8 protein-coding genes and 1 tRNA gene are annotated in these 19,991 nt (G+C 44.9%); 8 read left to right on the top strand and 1 reads right to left on the bottom strand.

The genetic code is table 11. The features are described from left to right. Window positions 1-24 precede the first annotated feature (24 nt). Both CGC50_RS08925 and CGC50_RS08930 read left to right on the top strand, forming a co-directional pair. The gene (locus tag CGC50_RS08925; protein ID WP_095910551.1) at window positions 25-921 is read left to right on the top strand and encodes a YitT family protein; all 897 of its coding nucleotides are present in this window, start codon (window positions 25-27) and stop codon (window positions 919-921) included. A 1-nt stretch (window position 922) separates the two neighbouring features. Further along, complete coding sequence (locus CGC50_RS08930) at window positions 923-2,074, top strand: DUF2062 domain-containing protein (protein WP_095911333.1); 1,152 nt, start codon at window positions 923-925, stop codon at window positions 2,072-2,074. A 618-nt stretch (window positions 2,075-2,692) separates the two neighbouring features. Here CGC50_RS08930 and CGC50_RS08935 read toward each other — a convergent pair. Beyond that, window positions 2,693-3,229, bottom strand: a complete 537-nt coding sequence (locus CGC50_RS08935; protein WP_095910552.1) for a PAS domain-containing protein — start codon at window positions 3,227-3,229, stop codon at window positions 2,693-2,695. A gap of 265 nt (window positions 3,230-3,494) precedes the next feature. Here CGC50_RS08935 and nhaD point away from each other — a divergent pair, with 265 nt between their 5' ends. From nhaD to CGC50_RS08965, 6 genes are all read left to right on the top strand, one after another. Beyond that, on the top strand, window positions 3,495-4,826 hold the full coding sequence (nhaD, locus tag CGC50_RS08940; RefSeq protein WP_095910553.1) for a sodium:proton antiporter NhaD: 1,332 nt from the start codon (window positions 3,495-3,497) through the stop codon (window positions 4,824-4,826). 217 nt (window positions 4,827-5,043) lie between these two features. Then, complete coding sequence (locus tag CGC50_RS08945) at window positions 5,044-17,859, top strand: T9SS type B sorting domain-containing protein (RefSeq protein WP_095910554.1); 12,816 nt, start codon at window positions 5,044-5,046, stop codon at window positions 17,857-17,859. A 90-nt stretch (window positions 17,860-17,949) separates the two neighbouring features. Next, window positions 17,950-18,909, top strand: coding sequence for a PorP/SprF family type IX secretion system membrane protein (locus CGC50_RS08950; RefSeq protein WP_095911282.1), 960 nt, complete (start codon window positions 17,950-17,952; stop codon window positions 18,907-18,909). Window positions 18,910-18,925: 16 nt separating this feature from the next. Then, the gene (folB, locus tag CGC50_RS08955; protein WP_095910555.1) at window positions 18,926-19,279 is read left to right on the top strand and encodes a dihydroneopterin aldolase; all 354 of its coding nucleotides are present in this window, start codon (window positions 18,926-18,928) and stop codon (window positions 19,277-19,279) included. Between the two features lie 48 nt (window positions 19,280-19,327). Next, window positions 19,328-19,398, top strand: a tRNA-Cys gene (locus CGC50_RS08960). A gap of 45 nt (window positions 19,399-19,443) precedes the next feature. Further along, complete coding sequence (locus CGC50_RS08965) at window positions 19,444-19,824, top strand: hypothetical protein (protein ID WP_095910556.1); 381 nt, start codon at window positions 19,444-19,446, stop codon at window positions 19,822-19,824. Window positions 19,825-19,991: the final 167 nt, after the last annotated feature.

Genomic DNA, 19,991 nt, shown 5'->3' on the forward strand with positions numbered 1-19,991 from the left:
AAAACAGCAATAATAGCTTGTGTTATGGATAAAAAACGCAACACCATTGAGTATTTGAAATCTTTCTATATCAAAGATTATCTCTATATGGCTTTGGCCATAGGTATCTACACCATTGGGCTTACAGGCTTTATCATGCCCAATCAGATTGTTTCTGGAGGGTTGGCAGGAGCTGCATTGCTTCTGAACTATGCTACAGGGATCAAAGTTTCTACCACTATTTTAGTGGTCAATTTTGCTCTTTTGATAGTAGCATTTCGTCCTTTGGGAAAAAAATTTGTTATCAATACAATTATAGGAGCAGGGATGCTTACTCTTGGGGTGAGGCTCGGGGAAATGTATCTAAAGCCCTACTTCTTGGCCAACCCAGTGGTACATGACCCTTTTATTGCTATTGTTTTAGGAGGTATCTTCATGGGAGTAGCCTTAGGAATGGTCTACTCGGTTAATGGAAGTACCGGAGGAGTGGATATTATTGGTTTCTTGGTAACTAAATATTTCAAAATACGTATCTCCCGTATTCTTCTTTTAGTGGATGTACTTGTGGTGACCTCTTCTATATTTGTCCTCAAGGGATATACTATGGAGAAAATGGTGTTAGGGCTTATTCTCTTACCTATCATGTATCAGGCAGTGGATGTAATTATGAATGGTGCTAAACAGGCAATACAAGTCATTATTCTCTCGAAGAAGTACGAGGAAATAGCCACTCATATCAATACAGAACTCAAGCGGGGCTGTACCGTAGTGGATGGTACAGGCTGGTATACCAAGAATCCTCAGAAGGTCATTATTGTCTTTGCTCGTAGGGGAGAAGGAACTACTATCTTCCGATTGGTCAATAGTATAGACCCCGATGCCTTTGTCACCCGAACCAACGTCGAAGCTGTCTATGGTAAGGGATTCGAAAAATTTAGTTAAGTTGAACTACGCCATACTGATTCCTACCTATAACAATGCCCCTACGCTTGCCCGTGTTCTCAAGGGGGTACTTTCTTATACCCAGGAAGTATGGGTAGTCAATGATGGCGCGACAGATCATACCGCTCAGGTGCTTTCTGAGTTTCCTCAGGTTAGGGTTATTACCTTACCTAAAAATCAAGGTAAGGGCAATGCTCTCAAGATAGGCTTCCGCACCCTCTTAGCTCAGGGCTATGACTATGCCTTGACAATTGACTCCGACGGGCAGCACTTCCCTGAGGATATTCCTACCTTTCTCAGTGCCCTTGAGGGGCGCGCCGAGCCTGTACTCTTGGTAGGGAGTCGGGATATGACAGGCGAGTCAGTGCCTAAGAAAAGCAGCTTCGGCAATAGGTTTTCTAACTTTTGGTTTCATCTTGAGACGGGTATCCGCCTACCCGATACCCAATCGGGCTATCGCCTCTACCCCCTATCGCAGCTCCCTAAGCGCTACTTCTCGGGTAAGTTCGAGTTCGAGATAGAAGTCTTAGTGCGTACGGCATGGCGTGGTGTAGCGGTGGAGAATGTCCCTGTTCGTGTCCTCTACGACCCTGCCGAGCGTGTGTCTCACTTTCGTCCCTTGCGCGACTTTATGCGTATCAGTCTGCTCAATACCTGTTTGGTGCTTATTGCTTTTCTTTATATAAAGCCTCGAAATTTCTTTAGGAAGTTCAAAAAAAAAAGCCTCTCTCAGTTTCTTAGAGAAGACCTTTTGGAAAGCAATGCCTCCCATAGCAACAAAGCTTGTTCAGTAGCCTTAGGGCTTTTCTTTGGCATCGCCCCTTTCTGGGGGTTTCAGACCCTGATCACCCTCTCCTTAGCCGCTATCTTAGGACTGAATAAGTCCTTAGCTTTCCTCTGTTCGAATATCAGCATCCCTCCTATGATTCCTTTTTTAGGTTTAGCTTCGCTCAAGTTAGGGTCGCTATTTGTCGGTGGAGACATCCTCCCCTCCGAGGGTAAGATCACTCAGGAGTTTCTTATGAATAATCTTTCCCAATACCTTGTAGGTAGTTTTCTCTTAGCCTCCCTTACCTCCGCCCTCTTAGGTAGTATGACCTATCTCTTTCTTAAATTCAGCAGTAAGCAGAGGTCGGTGAACAGAGAACAGTGAACGGTGAACAGAGAGCAGTGAACAGAGGTCGGTGAACCAACTATGAGGAGGCTGTCCGAAAAGTCCAAAACATTATTTTTCAAAGTTTAAATCGAATATTTTTAAATTTTATTCTAAAATCAGTTGTTTTAGGTTCTGTTGTAGGGGCGATTTGCAAATCGCCCTTCATGAATAAGACTTTTCGGACAACCTCTAATAAATGAAAAGTGAAGAATATCCCTCTTAAGGATATTCTTCACTTTTCACTATATAATGTGAATCAAGAGTTAAAAAATATTAGTAGTTAATTTGTAAAGGTGCAATGATAATGTCTTTATCTTCACATTGAAAGAGTCTTACCTAATAGGCATAGTTATCTGTAGAGATATAATTTATTGTTTTTTTAGAGTGTTAGGAAGTGGGTATTCTCTATTTTATATTTACTCTATAATATTTCATGGTATAAATCTAAAAAAGACCTCATTAGGTAATAGTAAAACTACCACTCACCGTTTCCGCACCAACATAGGGCAATTTGCAAATCGCCCCTACAACAAGGCGTAACAACCCTTATGTCAATATAAGGAAGCCCTCTGCTCACTGATCTCTGCTCACCGCTCCCTGACCTCTGTTCCCTGCTTACTTAAACTCAAGTATTGCATTTTCGATAAAGTCAATATAGTCGATATAACCATTTTCTTTAAGAAAGTTCATAAGGTAAGCTCCGCTGGCTTCCATACCTCCTACTGCCTCTACTTGTAGCATTTTAGCATAGAGGGGAGCGATATACTTTTCCACACTCTGAGTAGGTATAGAAGTACGGCGAGCTAGATAACTGACAATCTTCCCTTGGGCATCCTTGATGATATCAAAGTCTGTTACCACCCAGTAGTATTCCCCTGATTTGGCTAAATTCTTCGCCACTGCGTGGAAGTTGATCCCTTGTTGGATATTATCCCAAAGCACTTTGAAGATCACCCTTGGCATATCTGGATGGCGAATAATATTGTGAGGAGAGCCTAAGAGCTCTTCGGCAGAGTAGCCGCATACGTCACAGAACACCTGATTGACATAGTCAATAACTCCTGCTGCATCCGTACGACTCATAATGGTTTTTGATTTATCCCAATTCACCTCCCGATCTATAGGAGTAGGATATTGAAAGTTTGGTATCATAGAATTGATTTTTGGTTCTTTATAATATCGCAAAGGTACATTTTTTTTACAAAATAAAAAGAAAAAAATCTAATTTTTTTTTCACTACACACCGCACACCATTAATCATTGATCATTAACCATTGACCATTAACCACTGATCATTAATCGTTAATCATTAAAAAAAGTTATTAACAATTGTAGAAAAAAATATTTCACGAATGTTGGTTTTTTTGATAAATTTTTTATAACTTGCACCCTGAAAAACAAATCAATAATTAGCGAGATGGAATATCTTATTGTAGCAGTCTTTTTCATTGGTTATCTGTTTATTACAGTCGAACACCAGGTCAAAATTGACAAAACTATTTCCGCTTTAGGTATGGCAGTTATGTGCTGGACAATCCTCAAAACTGCCGATTTAAGGGTTTTTGAAGTCAGTGAAGTAGGTGGGCTTATTCCCCTAGCTGACAAATTTCAGGGAGGAAATCCCGAGGCTATTGATAGCATGTTGCTTCATCACCTCGGAAAGGTAGCTGAAATCCTCTTCTTCCTCATTGGGGCGATGACCATAGTTGAGATTATTGACATGCATCGCGGCTTCGAGATCATTAAGAAAATGGTCAAAACACGTAAGAAGAAAAAACTCCTTTGGGTACTCGGGATTGTAGCCTTTTTCCTTTCTGCGCTCATTGACAATCTGACTACTATTATAATAATGATTACCATCTTGCGCAAGCTCGTACCTTTCCGAGAGGAACGTATTTGGTATGCTTCGCTCCTAATAATTGCTGCCAATGCCGGAGGCGCTTGGTCTCCTATAGGCGATGTGACCACTACCATGCTTTGGATGGCAGGTAAGGTCAGCGCGGCACGTCTTGTTGACTATGTAGTGTTGCCTGCAGTGCTTTGTTTTGTAGTGCCTTTTGCGATCGCTTCACTAATGCCTATCTTCAAGGGACGCTTAGAAATCCCTCAGATGGATAAGACCGAGGCTTACAAGAGCAGTACCCCTATCCTTACTATAGGAGTCTTGGCAATCATCTTTGTGCCGGTGTTCAAGTCCTTGTTCCACCTACCCCCTTACTTGGGTATGTTGTTCTCTTTGGCCACTGTATGGTTCTTCTCCGAGCTGCTCAAGCCCAATAGCGAGCTCAGTGAGGAAGCCAAGCCAACTTTCTCAGTGCACAAAGCCTTAGGACGTATAGAGCACTCCAGTATATTATTTTTCTTAGGAATCCTATTGGCCGTAGCCGCATTGGAGTCTACAGGTAGCTTGTTCCACTTTGCTGGCACGCTCAAGGAGGTGGTTCCTAATACCAATATAGTAGTAATGATTCTGGGCTTTGCCTCTGCGGTCATTGACAATGTTCCCTTGGTAGCTGCTGCTATCGGTATGTTCCAGGAAGGAATGGACGCCTCTATTTGGCACTTCATCGCCTTCTCTGCCGGAACAGGAGGTAGCTTACTTATCATCGGATCTGCTGCAGGTGTTGCTGCCATGGGTATGGAGAAGATCGACTTCTTCTGGTATGTAAAACACATCTCTTGGCTTGCCCTTTTGGGATTCCTTGCTGGTAGTGGTGTCCTTATGGCCGTAGAAGCTATCTTTAGATAATTGTTGGGACGTAGGGGCGAATCGCAATTCGCCCATCGAATCGCAGTTCGCCCACAGAATTGCAGTTCGCCCACAGAATTGCAATTCACCCATCGAAATGATGAATTGCAATTCGCTTAATCCCAATTTGTATAAACTAAATTAAGAAACCTAAACTATCCCACTCCCCTTCGGGGGGAGGGGGAACAATTTGCTAACAGAAAAAACCAAGCATATTATGAGATTATTTTTATACCTATTGCTTTTGGTACCGATATTCAGCCGCGCTCAGCAGTGCCGCGTGAATTATACGGCCACAGTGGAGAATACTACCTGTGGCGGTACTGTCAAGGTTGCCTTGGCCTCTGCCGATACCAATTGTATTAGCCAGTACTGGGCGGTCTTGTACGACAGTGCTGGTGCGGTGCAAGCACGACAGAACCTCTCTGCCGCAGGGAAAGCAGACTTCGCTAACCTCTCCTCAGGAACTTATAAGGTAAAGCTTGAAAAGAAGGATGGTAGCGATACGCATCCTACTGCATTGAGTGTTACGGTGGTAAGTACCTATAGGCGCTTCTCTGTGGATATGACCAAAGCTACACAGACAGCTGCTACAGGAGAATGTGCAACTGACGGAAAAGTGGCGCTCAAGATTAAGGATGGTTCAGGTCCCTTTGTAGTGAAGTTCTATGCTCCTGGGGCAACAACTCCTACCTTTACTTCCCCTGCTACTAATAAAACGGGGACTGAGACAACTGTCAATATCACAGGTCTTAAGCCAAGTACAAAATATGACATAGAAGTGGAAGATCGTGCCGGTGGGGGAACTTGTTCTCTTACTGAGCCGAAAAACGTGCGTAGTATTACTACACAGGCTGCGTCAGGTTCTTTTATTCGTAACCTGACTATGGAAACTTGTCGTCCGCTGAAATCTACAGAAACGATAGGTAGAAATGGAGTAATTAATATAGATCTTCGTACTGCAGGGAGCTATACAATAAAAGTAGTAGATACTGATACCAATCAAGTGATTGTAGCAGGAAAGACAATCACAGCTGCAGGTCTAACTCAGATAGAACCAGACAGTGGGAAAAAATTAGAAGCTAATAAAAATTATAAGGTTACAATAGAAGGTGGGGGATGTTCTGCCGAACGTGTATTGAGGAAGGATTATTCTTTTTCTCCTGATACCCTTTTGGCATCTTTTGCACCTATAGAGGGACAGTGTGATACTTATAACTTAGCAGTAGGACATAGATATATACATAGTATTGATTATGATCAAACTTATCCATTCCTATTGAAAGTGAAAGTGACTCGTGGAGGAGCTACTATTATAAATAAAGAATTTGCTAGAGGAGAGCAAGTGAATTTTGTAAGAGCAGGTTCTTATATAGAAGCAGGAAATGATTTTCGTTATTGGAATTGGGATCGTCCTATGCTTTTTAAGTTAGCTGATACTGAGAGAGTAAAGGTGGGAGATGTGATTACAATTTCTTATGAGGATTGTGGAATGACAAAAACAACAACTCATACAGTAAAAGAACTTGCAAATAATTATCCTAAGACAGAAATAGAAGCTGAGGATGCAGGTGCATGTAATACTCGAGCCATTATAAAGACACAATTTAATTATCCATATTGGCAAAGTAGTGATGTATTTTACTATAATACATTTTCTTCAAGAGGATATTATACCCTTACAGAGGGAGGAAGTGTTTCAACTCCCCAAAGTGTTGGATTGTATCGTTTCTATGACAATGTTGATTATAATACACATAGAGTTAGAACTGCTTCTGCAAGTCCTTCATCATTTTCTGTAGCATACTCCAAAGACACATCCATGTCTCCTTCATCTTCAAAATGTGATTATTATAAGACAAGAACCTTTAATAGCAGTGACATTCCATCTCCTTTAGATAGAATTGCTATAGGATGGGGTGACTCTCGTGTCATTTTGGATGCCCCTGATAAGGGAGGAGTGTTGTTATTTGGTCATACTGAGGCTTCTCGAGGAGGATTGAGAGGACTCATTACTGATGCCAATCCGCTTCAGGTAACTCTCACTCCTACCGATGGACAAATGGTAAAGACCATACATGCCACAGGTCCTTGGAATTTGGCAGGCGATTATAGGATAACATTTCCAAAAACAGTGAAGTTTTATCCTTCTATGAATGGAGGAAATGACAGATATTATCAATTAGTAGATGTTCCCCCTGGAAAATATAAGCTTAAATTAAAGGATAATTGTGGACAAATAGAAAAAGAAGTTACGATTCCAACACCTCTTCCTGCCTACTATGATCTTAAGTATACCGTAACTACCGATTGTAGTCAAGGGGGGCAAAGCAGTAGAGGAAAAGTGTCTTTTGAAGTTACTATAAGTAGAGATGGAACTTCTCAAATCTATCGTATGATGGTACTCAAGGACAAGGGGGGAAGTGATCCTATACACAAAAGAGGACAAATAATTCCTGGTATGGGAGTAAAAGCACTTACACAAGTGCCCAATCCAGATCCTTCTAAAATTAGTAAAAAAGGTGAAATAGGAAACTTGCCTCCAGGAAAGTATCTTTTAGCCATCCCTTCAGATGCATGGGATTGGTATACTATAGTAGATGATCCTCATTCCCATGGATATACATATCATTATGATCCTGCTAGACGACTACCCTTACCTAATCCAAGAAAAATTTGGGATGAACGTTATTTAGCAAATACACTGATCTACAAAGAATTTGAGATTGTCAATACTACCGACATCACACCAACTGTAGGAATTGGCATGTGTGATCCTTCGAATCCGAATACAGGGATGGTAAGGGTTGAGTTGCCTGCGGGATCTGAGCCACAATATCCTATTACCTATACCTTATATAAGGTATCAGGAGGGACAAAGGCGATAGCTACTCACTCGGATGGTACTCAGGTGGCGCCTGTAAGGGTAGCTACCCGTCCTGCAAACTTGGAAGATGCTTATGCAACTTTCAGTAACATTCCAAGGCTTTCTGGCAGTGACAGTTATGAAGTGAAGTTTGAGTCAGGTTGTTTGGATCGTTTGGTACCTGTCCCTGAGTTTGGTTCTTTGCAGAATCCACAGGTACGTACCTCAGCGACGACGGCATGTGCGGGTACTCCATTGACATTGAGTGTGGACTTACCAGCGAGTTTGTATGAGTTGGAGTGGAAGTCAAGTCCAGCTACGGCTCTTTCAGGAGTAGCGGATAAGACGCGTCCTTCGATCACCTTGAATCCTACGGTGGATGCGGAGTACTGGGTTACCTATAAGATGAAACCAGGTTTTGGATGTACTCCAGTATCTAAGGATACAGCCAAGAAGCAGGTGAACCTGACCCGCAGCAACTTTGCGGCATCGGATATCACAGGCTTATCGGATAAGACAGGAGTACTGCCAGTGAACCAGTGTGCAGCGGATGTAAGCTGGACAGCCCCTACGATCAATGACACGGCGGGCTGTGGCTACAAGCTCACTTGGGAGGTAACCAAGCCAGATGGAAGTAAATATACCCCTACGCCGGATGCCAATGGTAATACGCCAGCCACCAGCTGGAATGGTTTCCCTGTGGGCGAATCTACGGTAACCTATAAGGTAGAGGGCAAGATAGCAGGGGGTACAGCAGCTACCAAGAGCTTCAAGGTAACGGTAACGGCTCCGAATATAAATATTCAGATCACCAGTTCTTTTGTGGCCAATGTGGGCGGCACTACAGCTCTCACTTCAGTGGCCAAAGGAAGTACAGTATATTATAAGGTAACGCTTAAGAATACTACAGCTACTTCTATCAGTACAGGTGCCTTGAGGATTACCATGCCAGATAACACCAACACCAACTATGAGCTACCTGCGGCGAATGACCCTGCGATAATTACCTCTCAGTTGGGCGGTGCGGTGAATGTAAGCTATGACACAGGCAACCCGAGAGTACTGATCTTGGCAAATATCACTGGAGGCGTATTGGCACAGAATGCGGAACGCTCAGCATATATCCCGATCAAGATCAAGCAGGATCAGGGATGTGATGCGTATGTGAATGCATGTCAGTCAATACTCACAGCGAAGCCTGAGCTTGTCTATGCAGTAGGAGGTGCAGGATGTACGGCAGAGAATACCATCCAAGGGGATGGCATCGCGGCAGAGATTGACAGCCGTGCTACCTGCCCACGTGAGGAACTCTACTGTGGCGGCAGCTTCACGCTTACAGCTTTGGGTACGGGCTATACCTCATATAAGTGGTATAGTGGACAGCCAGGTAGTTTGACTCCATTGGCAAGTACCACTAGTAGCCAGGCGGTAAGTGCGGCAGGCTACTATACAGTAGAGAAGATAGCCACTTGTAGTGGTATTGAGGCGAAGACTACAGAAGTGATCCGCTTGGTGGACAAGAGCGATACCACGGTAGATCCTATCAGAGCCTTAGCGGGCAATGTAGGTGGGGTATGTGCTACGGATAACACCAAATGGCAAAGCCACTTCTACTTCTGTGGAGGTACAGGCAGCAAGGTATTGCAGGTAGCCTACCACCAGTCAGGAGTAAAATGGCAGAAAGAGGGCTCAGGCTGTAGCAATGCCAACCAGCCGAACTGTTATAATACCAGTGCGGCATGCTGGTCTACAGTATCTACCGATAGGAGCTTTACCATAGGAGGTACTACCCCAGGTAAGTACCGCTTACAGGTGGGCAATGGTACTTGTACTAGAGAGTTCTACTTTGAGGTCTTCACCACCCAACTCTCAGGAACCTTAATAGGAACCCCTACCCCACATACAGCCTTGAGCTTAGGGGCAGCGAACTTCGAGATGGGTACCCATGGAGTACAGTATGAGTACGTAGCTACCCGCTCTGATGGTAGAACCTTCACAGGAGATGGCCCTGCTTCAGGCGCCAATATGCACAAGGTCGACGTAACAGGTCTGGAAGTACCGAACAATAGGAGCCAAGATACCTTTAGAATAGTGATCAAGGCTAAGGGTGGTGCGCTCAATGGTTGTACCTTTGAACAGACAGTAACGATCAACCGCTTGGAGACCATGAAGGCAGAGGTAGAATATACTGGAGAGTGGTCTACTACAGAGTGTAACAAAGCTAAATATAACTTTACGGTATACGGTGGGGTACGTAACTACCGATACCTTATATATAAGATAGATGGTCAGTTGGCCAAGACAGAGTATGCGGGCAAGGTATTTGAGCAGCTTCCTGATGGGGATTTCTCAAGTGCAATTACCCCTACCAATGCAGTAGGTACGGTACCAGATGTATTCTCCTCTTGGATAGAAGTCCCAAGAGAAGGTAAGTATATCTTCTTGGTACGAGATAATGATGATAGATATGCCTTGACCAATGAGGTGCAGGTAAACCAAGCCTCTCGCTATGCGGTAGAGGTGACCAAGGTAGACCTTACATGTGCGACCCAGCATGGAGGAAGCATCTCGGCTAAGTTCTTGGAGAGCAATGTACCAAGTCCAAGTGTGAAGTTGGAGAAATACAAGACCGACGGCACTATGGATACGAGCTTCCCAGCACAGAACAACCTTGCGGGACAGTTCAACAACCTTTCAGCAGGTAAGTATAGAGTGACCCTTAGCTACCTCTTCAATAGTGGAGGAGGTGGACGCCGTTGTGAGATTGTTCGAGATGTACGTATAGAATCACCAGCACCTATAGAAGCCTCTATAGGGGTAGTGAGTGCGAACAACTGCGATGGTAACAATGGCAAGTTCTTGCTCAAGGTGAACTGGGTGAAGGGAGGTTCTGGCAGCTATCAGTTTATGTCTACCTCAGGTACAGGCTCCTACAGCACAGATAGAACGTTGTTGGTGGACGGAGGTAGCCAAGCCAATCCTAAGGTTAAAGTATTTGTAAAGGATAGCAATGGCTGTATTGCCGAGTTCGAGGTAATGGCCAAGAAAGACTTGACCAAACCAACCTTGGCAGCTTCTACAGTGGATTATGACTGTGGTGGCAACGGAACCTTTACAGTAACGCCAACCGCTCCAGGGGGAGCTACTTATACCTATGAATATAGCTTGGACGGCGGCGTACGTCAAGCGCCAAACTTAGGCAATGCGATGCGTTATACAGGTTTGGCAGGCAGAGCTACGCCATATTTAGTTCGAGTATACTATACAGAACCCGCTACCGAGTCGGTGAACCAGCTCTACAATGAGACCTTTGCCGATATGGAAGACCTTGACGAGAGCGACGGGGCTCCTACAGGAGTAGGTTCTGCTAAGACAACAGGCATACTTTCTGCCGGAGTACATGTGGTAACCAAGCAGTTACCAGCCACTCCAACTACCTACCGCTCTTTGGCAGGTACAGGCAGATACTATGCGATACACACAGCACCAAGCGATAACCGCTTGTATGTGAAAGATATACAGAATGTGGTACCACGAGCTAAGGCAACAGTGAAGTTCAAGTATGTGAACTTGGGCAATGATGCCAATACAGCCGCGAGTGTACTACTGAGAGTGACCCTACAGGTGACCAATCCAGGGGGCTCAGGTACGACAGCCTTTGTACGTACCCTTCCAGCAGCAGCGCAGGGAGGTACATGGCAGAGTGGCGAAGTGACCTTTGAGGATTTGGAAGGCTTCAACCAGCACACCCAGTTCCGCTTGATTATAGAAGCGGGCGTGAACAATGCTGCGGTGGGTCTGGATGAGATAGAAGTGATCCAGCCTACTAAGAACTGCCAGTCGGGAGAGCCTATCTCGGTACAGGTAGAGCCAAGCAAAGGCTTTGGTGCGACCATCACTCAGGTAGAACCTCCTAAGTGTCATGGTGGCGAGGGTACCCTATTGGTAAAACTCAGAAACATCAAGGCTGGAGCTACCTTTGAGTACCAGCTCAACGGAGGAGCATATAGGAGTACTACTTTGGTAGGTACAGACGAGCTAAAGATACCAGCTCCAGTGACAGCGCCTTCGGATCCAGCTCATACTTTGAAAGTACGTATGGTAAACCCAGATGGTACCTTGTGTGAGATCACCGCAGGTGGGGTAGAGGCACGTATCAATGATGTTCCTGCCTTGACCATAGAAGAGGTGAAGATCTCTCCTAAGGGTTGTGTGGCACCTTACACGACAGCCAGAGCGATCATTCGTGTAGCTTACGGACGAGCTCCATATACAGTACAGAAGAAAGGCCCTGCTGATGCAGACTTTGTGGATGTACCTACAGCGGATGTGACATGGACAGGAACAACAGCTACGGTGGTGAACCTTACCGATGGAGTACACTATCAGTTTAGAATTAAGGATGCGAATGAGTGTCTTTCGAATATAGAGCAGAAGTTTATACCTGCGAAGATAGATATAGATGTAACCTTGACCCCAACCTTGTGCTTACAGTCAGGTAGGACAGGCGAGGTGATGGTACAGGTGAACAATGGTAATGGAGGCTATGAATTTAGTAAGGATGGCGGAACCACTTGGGTAAGTGACCCAGGCAACCCAACCGAATACCGTTTTGATGGTCTCAATCCAGCAAGCTATACCATAAAAGTAAAAGACGCCTTAGGCTGTGAGTTTACCCAAGTGGTAGTGATCCCTCAGGTGATGGAAGTAGGTCTTAGCTCAGATGATGCCTTTGGATGTACCACCCCACAAGAGCAGATCACCATTGAGGCCAAGGGAGGTGCCCAAATATCAGGGGCTTATACCTTCACTTGGAAGCGAGGCGGCGTAGCTACAGATCCATCGGGTTATAACCCAACGACAGATACAGACGGCGGCAATGTACTGATCAATGCCACCCCAGGGGTTACGACAACCTACTTAATCACAGTCAAGACTGCAGGAGAATACCACTTCAAGGTGGTAGATGCCAACGGCTGTGAACATATAGTAAGCAAGGAAGTAAAAGCTGAAACTCCAGCCTTCCTTACAAGTCCTGGTCTTTCAGCCAGCATGGTAGCTTGTACAGGAGAGTCTACGGGCGTAATAGGTGTATATGATGGAACGGCTTACTTACCGATAACAGATGCGATTGATAGAACTAAGGGAGTAGCTCCTTATGTGATAAAGATCTACAAATATGCTACCACTCCAGGTAGTGCAGAGACCCTACAGTCAAGCAATACCGGTCGAGACTTGAGCAAAGGCTGGTATAAGGTGGAACTCTCTGATGCTAAGGGATGTAAGACTTCTGTAGATTTGGAAATCAAGGAAATAGAAGCACCAGTGCTTACCTTGGTAAGGAAGAAAGATATCTCTTGTACCTCAGGAGCAAGCAGCTTAGGAGAGATAGAGTTAAGCTTTACCACAGGCTTACAAGGCAACTATTATATGGCCTTGTATACTGATAGTAACTATACTACCCCTGCACAAAATCATGCAGGTACGCCACAGGTGACAGGAGAGAACTATGTAAACTCCACAGGAGCTACTAAGACCTTTAATTTCTTGGCACCAGGGGATTACTATCCAGCGATCACCAATATGGCTACTGGCTGTAAGGTAACATTACCAGTGGTACAGATAGGAGGCTCTCAGATCAAAGCCAATGCGGGCAATGTAGTACAGGTAGACTGTAATACAGCTAAGCAAAAGATAGAGTTCTTTGAGGATGGTGCAGAAATAGATGAGACCCAACTAAGTGTAGCCATCTACCGAGATGGACCGCTGGGCAGTGGTTTGCTCACTTGGATACCAGGTACTACAGGAAACATAACAGGTACAGGAAACAACAAGAAAGTAGAAATAGAGTTTACCCTCTTGGCGAAGACTCCTTATAGAATTGCAGTAGAGTATAAGGGATGTAAGACCTTGTTGGATGGTACTTTCAGACCGAATATAGCTACTCCAGGGGTAACAATTACTGAAAAACGTAAGCCAAACCTCTGTGGAGCAGGTGCTACAGGATCAGTAATATTACACTATGAGTTGAGTGCCTTTGCGGGTACTACGGCACCTAAGTGGGAGTTGTATACTTATCCATTTGATACTCGTCCAGGAGCACAAAGTCCAATAGCTTCAGGTACCGCTTCGACTCCATCGGGAGGTAAGAGTGTGATCCAGCAAACGGTAACAGGCCTTACAGAGAACAAGACATATATCTTGGTGGTAAGAGATGGAACGGCACAGAACTGCGTAATGGATACCAAAGTCTTTACGGTACTTCGTGCTGCTCAGCCATTGGCCTTTGTACAGACCGACTTGTTGAGAAACTCAGCTTGTTCAGGTTCGGCTAATGAGACTGCACAGGTGAAGGTAACCATCAAGGATGGAGTGGGTCCTTACAAATATACGATAAGCCAAGCTAGCACAGAGCCTACGGATGCTCAGTGGGCACATGCTGCAGTGCTAGGTACCAATAGCCGTGATGTACTCTTGGATGAGACTTTTGAGACTACCTTTGGAGGCAAGATCAAGGGTACCTCAGCGGGAGCTACATGGTATGTACATGTAAGAGATGCTAATGACTGTCATATTTCTCAAGCAGTAACAGTGAAGGAAGATCCTGCTCCAGTGGCTACCAAAGCAGAGGTAGAAAACCCATGTGTGGTAGGTACAGAATATACAGTGAAAGTAACTCTCAGCCAGATAGGTAAGGGACAACACTACTATACCTTTAAGCCAGCGGGAGGAACTGAAGGGCCACAACAGCCAATACAGTTCACCCAGACAGGTCCAAGTGTATGGGAAGGATATATCTATCGTGTGTATGCATCGTCTACAGCACGTGATATCACCATCTATGACCAGAATGGATGTAAGAGTGCGGCTGTGAACTTTGTCTTCCAAGGCAAGATCAGCTTTGACTTGACACAGTCCAAGCCTATCACCTGTCAGCCAGGTGCGGCAGGCAATGGAGAGCTTAAGGTAGACAATATCGCCAACCATAACCCTGCAAACCCACACATCTATAGAGTGCTCAAGGAAGATGTAGGAGGAGATATAGTGATAGTGAACGATACCCCAATGAGTGGATTTGGTGCCTTTACCGTGCCAATCACCCAGCCAGGACGTTATAGAGTAGAGATTGTGGATACCACCCACGGAGGTTGTCCATTCAGCCGTACCCTTACGGTCAATGACAAGGTATTACCGATATTGTCATTGGACAACAGTACCGACTCGAAGTGTTATAATGCCAACCAAGACCTCTTGGATGTAAATGGAGGAGGATCAGCAACCTTGGTAGCGGCTCCAGAGAGTCAGCTTCCGATGAGCTATAGTCTGAAGGCAGCCCGCTATGCGGATGACAATAGTGCAGTGACTGCATTGGCGACCATCCCAGCGACCCATACCAATGTGGTAGCGTCCAATACCTATGTGGATTGGCAGAACAATGGTAGACAGGTGACCTTCAAGGGCTTGTTAGGAGATGTAAGAGGAATCATCTATACGGTAGAGGCTAAGGCAGCCAATGGCTGTACTGCAACAACAGAATTTACGATCTATGGGGTGAAACCTATAGAGATAGATATGACCCAAGAGGCAGCAACCCAGTTCCAGTGTAGTGGAGATCAGGAGGTATTGGCTAAGCTCAGCTTACCAAAGACCGCCATCACTGGAGGTAGTGGACGCTACCGCTTCACCCTACTCAAGGGAGGAACTCCGGTACCGGGTAATATAGACCTTACCGAGCCTACCTTCACTATCTCGGATGAGACAGGAGGTAACTTTACCCTAAGAGTAGAGGATGCACAGTACCAATGTGCAGAGGTGACTAAGCCATTCCCAACAGCGATCAAGCCGTTTGTGAAGATAAGTACAGTCACCGCCACAGAGGTTACCGATATTACCTGTCGAGCAGGCGAGGATGTGAAGGTGGAAGCCACCCTTACGCCAGCCGGAGGGGATCCTATAAGAGTAAGCTTAGCACTAAGAAGTGTAACGGATAGCTCTCACCAAACGGTACAGATAACAGTACCTGCGGGAGCAACTACGGCTACTCATACCTTTACCAATGTGCCTATGGGCAACTACAGTGTGGTGGCAACCAATGATGAAACCGGCTGTGTGACCTATGGTACTACCTACAAGGTACAGGATCCGAATACCTTCTCGCTCACCGCGACAGAGGAAAAACCAGTGAAGTGTTACGGAGGTAATGATGGTTCTATCACCTTTACCTTGGAAGACTTAGACTTAGAGAACAGCGGCGGGGTGAACCAGGCTACCCAAGGGTATACCCTAAGAATCAAGAGCCTTACCCGTCCTACAGATCCGATTATAACAGTGACTGTTCCGGCAGGTTCAGCTACCCATACGCTCAATACCTTAGCATATGGTTCCTATACAGCAGAAGCGGAATCCACTTCTACGGGCTGTATCACTAAGATTCCGGCAAACTTTACCATCCGTCAGGCAGACCAGCCTATCAATATGGCGGCCAAGCTTAGAGTACCGGATGATTGTAGTGCGACAGGTAGCGCGGAAATCTCTATTGATATCACCGGAGGTATAGCACCTTATAAGGTAACGATGACAGGAGATAATGGCCACACTCAGACAGCCAATCAGGTATACAATCGTTGGCTCTTCACCGGAGTGCCAGGAGCGGCAGCACCAGGGGCTACCTTCACCTTCCAGATAGAAGATGCATGGGGCTGTGTGGTAACTCCTACGGTGAATGTAGATAAAGTAGTCAAGCCAGATCCAATAGACTTTGACGCCCCAGAGATCACCATGGTATCTTGTAAGAATGAGCGCGATGGTAAGGTAGTGGTGAAGAATGCACGAGGAGGAGCTGTGGATGATCCTACGGCAACGACTCTGACAACCACTTACTATTACGAACTATATCACGATATAGAAGGAGCCATCAGACCATTGCAGCTAAGCAATGAGTTCACCAATTTACCAGCAGGTAACTATACCTTGTATGTAAGAGACCGTTGGAACTGTGAGAAGAGTGTACAGTTTACCTTGGGTACTCCACCGGAGATACAGGTAACCCGAGTGAGCAATAGCAACTTGGTATGCCATGGAGATACAGGTAAGGTAAGTGTCTCTGTCACAGGAGGAACTCAGACTCCAGATCCAGATGCAGGAGGTGCTTTGGCATACATCTATAGTTTGGAATTGGTAGAGGCAGACCGCGATGTGGTAGTCAATCGCTTGGATAAGGTCAAGACGGCAGATTTCCCTAAAGAGATAGCAGGTCTCAGGGCCGGAGTGAACTACCGAGTAAGAGCGATGGACGGCAAGCGCTGTGCAGGAGAGTCCGATTTGTTCTCACTAACTGCGGCACCTAAGTTAGATATTAAGGCCACTTATGAGGACAACTGTGAGGACAATGAATATCAGGGTTATGTAGTACTGACCTTTGAGGATGCTACGGTGGACTTCACCAAGGTACAATACTCTTTTGACAATGGAGTCACTAAGCACTCTTTTGCCGCGGGTATGACCTCTGGAGCACAGGCACGCATCAGTCGTACACACAGCAGTGTAAGGCCTTCGTCCTTGCCACAGTCTATCAAGCTATACTATAGTGATGCGGGAACTAACTGTGAGGGAGAGACTAGCCCAGTGGTGATCCCAGTAGTAGAGAAGTTGACTTTGATCAAGGATCCAAGTCGTCATCCAGATATCAACGAATTACCGCTCTTAGGTAAGAACGGGGTTCCGGATTATACTTACTATATCAATGGCGTACATCAGGGTAACAATGGCACTTACATCGTAAGGAAGCAAGACCCAGAGGGAGTAGACCCAAGCGACAATAAGCTCAAGAAGCGTATAGAAGCGCGAGTGGAAGACAGTAAGGGATGTACCGCAGAAGAGGTATTCTATGTAGAATACTATGATATAGAAATCCCACGCTTCTTCACTCCTACAGGAGATGGTGAGAACGATACTTGGGCACCGCGCAATACGCAGCAGTATCCGAATATCCATACTTTGATATTTGACCGTTATGGTCGCTTGCTCAAGGAACTTTCTCAGGGACAAAGCTGGGATGGTACTTACAATGGCAAGGAAATGCCTACGGGAGACTATTGGTATATCATCACCTTGGGTGAGGAATCCGATGGTAGAGAATTCAAAGGACACTTTACTTTATACAGATAACAGTTATCAGCTGTCAGTTATCAGTTGTCAGTTTTCAATAACTGACAACTGACCACTGAGAGCTTATAAATAAATTTTAAAAAAAGGATGATGAAAAAACTAGCGTTATACATATGTGTGCTTATGGGCATGCCGAGTGTGTTTGGACAAGAGTTGCAATTACCCTCAGGGAATCAGTACTTGGCCGACAGTGAATTTTTGATTATGCCCACTTATGCGGGTATAGGAAACAACGTACGGGTGCGCCTATCGGCAACCAGCCAATGGGTGGGTCTCAAGGAGGCACCGGACTACCAGAGCTTATCGGGCGATATGCGCTTGGGGAATCGCAGTGGACTGGGGTTGAGCTTGTATAATGACCGAAATGGATACACCAAGCAGATGGGAGCGAAGGCTACTTTCTCGCATCACTTGACCTTGGATAGTTACGATAGCCATTTTGTATCGTTTGGGATCTCTTACTTGGTCAATGCCTTCCGTATAGATATCGATAAGTTCACCGAGGCAGGGCGTCCTAGAGCGGATGCTGCTGTAACGGATAACCGAGCGATGATTAATCACAACTTTGAGGTAGGGGTACTCTATCGTTATAAGGGTATTTTTGCCAGCTTGGCAGCGACGAATATCCTGAATAAGAACAAAGAGATGTTCGATGTAAAAGAGCCTACTACCCTAAGAAACTATAATCTATACGCAGGGTACCGTTATAAGCGTACTCCCAGCAGTATCTTGGAGATAGAGCCCTCTGTATTTGTGCAATACAGAGAGGGGGATAGCCGCTCTCTAACCGATGCGAATGTAAAGTTCCGTTGGTTTGATTTTGAGGACTATTACTGGGTAGGAGCCACTGCTCGATTTGTGAATGATCAGGCCTTCAAGCCACTTTCTGTAGGGCCTATGTTGGGACTGAAGAAAGGGGTGTTTTACTTCGCTTATGGGTACAACCTCAACCTGAACACCATACGCTCCTATAACTCTGGTTCTCATATGATTACTCTCGGAATCGACATGTTCCAAGGTATCGGTGGATGTAACTGTACCGAGAGATAGTCTGTCTTTTGTAAAAATGAAAAGTAGTATTACCCTTAAGAATGTTCGTGTATATGCCTATCATGGCTGTTTGCACCAGGAAGCACAAATTGGGAGTTGGTATCAAGTAGATATGACCGTATGGGCGGATCTTTCCCAATCTATTGAGTCCGACAAGCTTCAGGACACTATTGACTATGTGCGCCTGAATCGTATCATAGAAGAGCAGATGGCTATTCGCTCAGCGCTTTTAGAACATGTAGCCGGACGTATATTACAAGTGGTAAAGACTGAATTCCAGAATATTATCTCTCTTGAGATAGAGGTGGCAAAGATAAACCCTCCCACAGGAGGGGATGTAGAGCAAGTGAGTGTAAAAATAATTTCCTAATTATTTGTGCAGTTCAAAGATTTGTCTTACATTTGCACCCTGAAAAAAGGCATCATGGCCGAGGGGCTAGGCAGAGGTCTGCAAAACCTTCTACAGCGGTTCGAATCCGCTTGATGCCTCAATATTGAACTTTAACTGAATCACTAATTTTAAACCGCATTACAATGACCAATGTATTAGATAAATTTGTACAGGACATCAAAGCCAATGTACCCGGCTTTGTAGCTGTTTCTGTTACAGAAGTAAAATCAGGGGTCTCTTATGTAGCTTCTTCTGCAGATCCTAATTTTGACCCTAACTTGGCTTCTGCTTACAATCTTGAAGTTGTAAAAGCTAAAATGAATGCTCTTCGTGTTCTTGGCTTGGAAGGAAAAGAAAAAATAGAAGATATCCTCATCACCCTAACTAACCAAATTCACGTGATAGATGTAGCGCCTAATGGTACTTATTTCATTTATTTAGTAGTGGATTCTTCTAAAGCAAACTTAGGAATTACTCGTTCTTTGCTTGCCCGCTATAAAAAAGATCTACAATCTATCTTCTAAAAAGGAATTTTCACAACGAAAACTTTTTAGTTAGTTGATAATTAAGAAAAGAGTTTTAATACAAAAAAGGCTTCCCAAATGGAAGCCTTTTTTGTTGTGAAGAATGAAAAGCAAAGAATGAGTATGTTATATCACATCTGTAAGAAGAAAGTTAGTGAGCTGGTATA

Origin of the sequence: Capnocytophaga gingivalis, from assembly GCF_002302415.1 — a bacterium.
GTDB lineage: Bacteria > Bacteroidota > Bacteroidia > Flavobacteriales > Flavobacteriaceae > Capnocytophaga > Capnocytophaga gingivalis.

Excerpts from the sequence above, each read along its gene's own strand:
- CGC50_RS08965 (WP_095910556.1), top strand. The coding sequence starts at position 19,444 with ATGACCAATGTATTAGATAAATTTGTACAGGACATCAAAGCCAATGTA.
- CGC50_RS08950 (WP_095911282.1), top strand. The coding sequence starts at position 17,950 with ATGAAAAAACTAGCGTTATACATATGTGTGCTTATGGGCATGCCGAGT.
- folB (WP_095910555.1), top strand. The coding sequence starts at position 18,926 with ATGAAAAGTAGTATTACCCTTAAGAATGTTCGTGTATATGCCTATCAT.
- nhaD (WP_095910553.1), top strand. The coding sequence starts at position 3,495 with ATGGAATATCTTATTGTAGCAGTCTTTTTCATTGGTTATCTGTTTATT.
- CGC50_RS08945 (WP_095910554.1), top strand. The coding sequence starts at position 5,044 with ATGAGATTATTTTTATACCTATTGCTTTTGGTACCGATATTCAGCCGC.
- CGC50_RS08925 (WP_095910551.1), top strand. The coding sequence starts at position 25 with ATGGATAAAAAACGCAACACCATTGAGTATTTGAAATCTTTCTATATC.
- CGC50_RS08935 (WP_095910552.1), bottom strand. The coding sequence starts at position 3,229 with ATGATACCAAACTTTCAATATCCTACTCCTATAGATCGGGAGGTGAAT.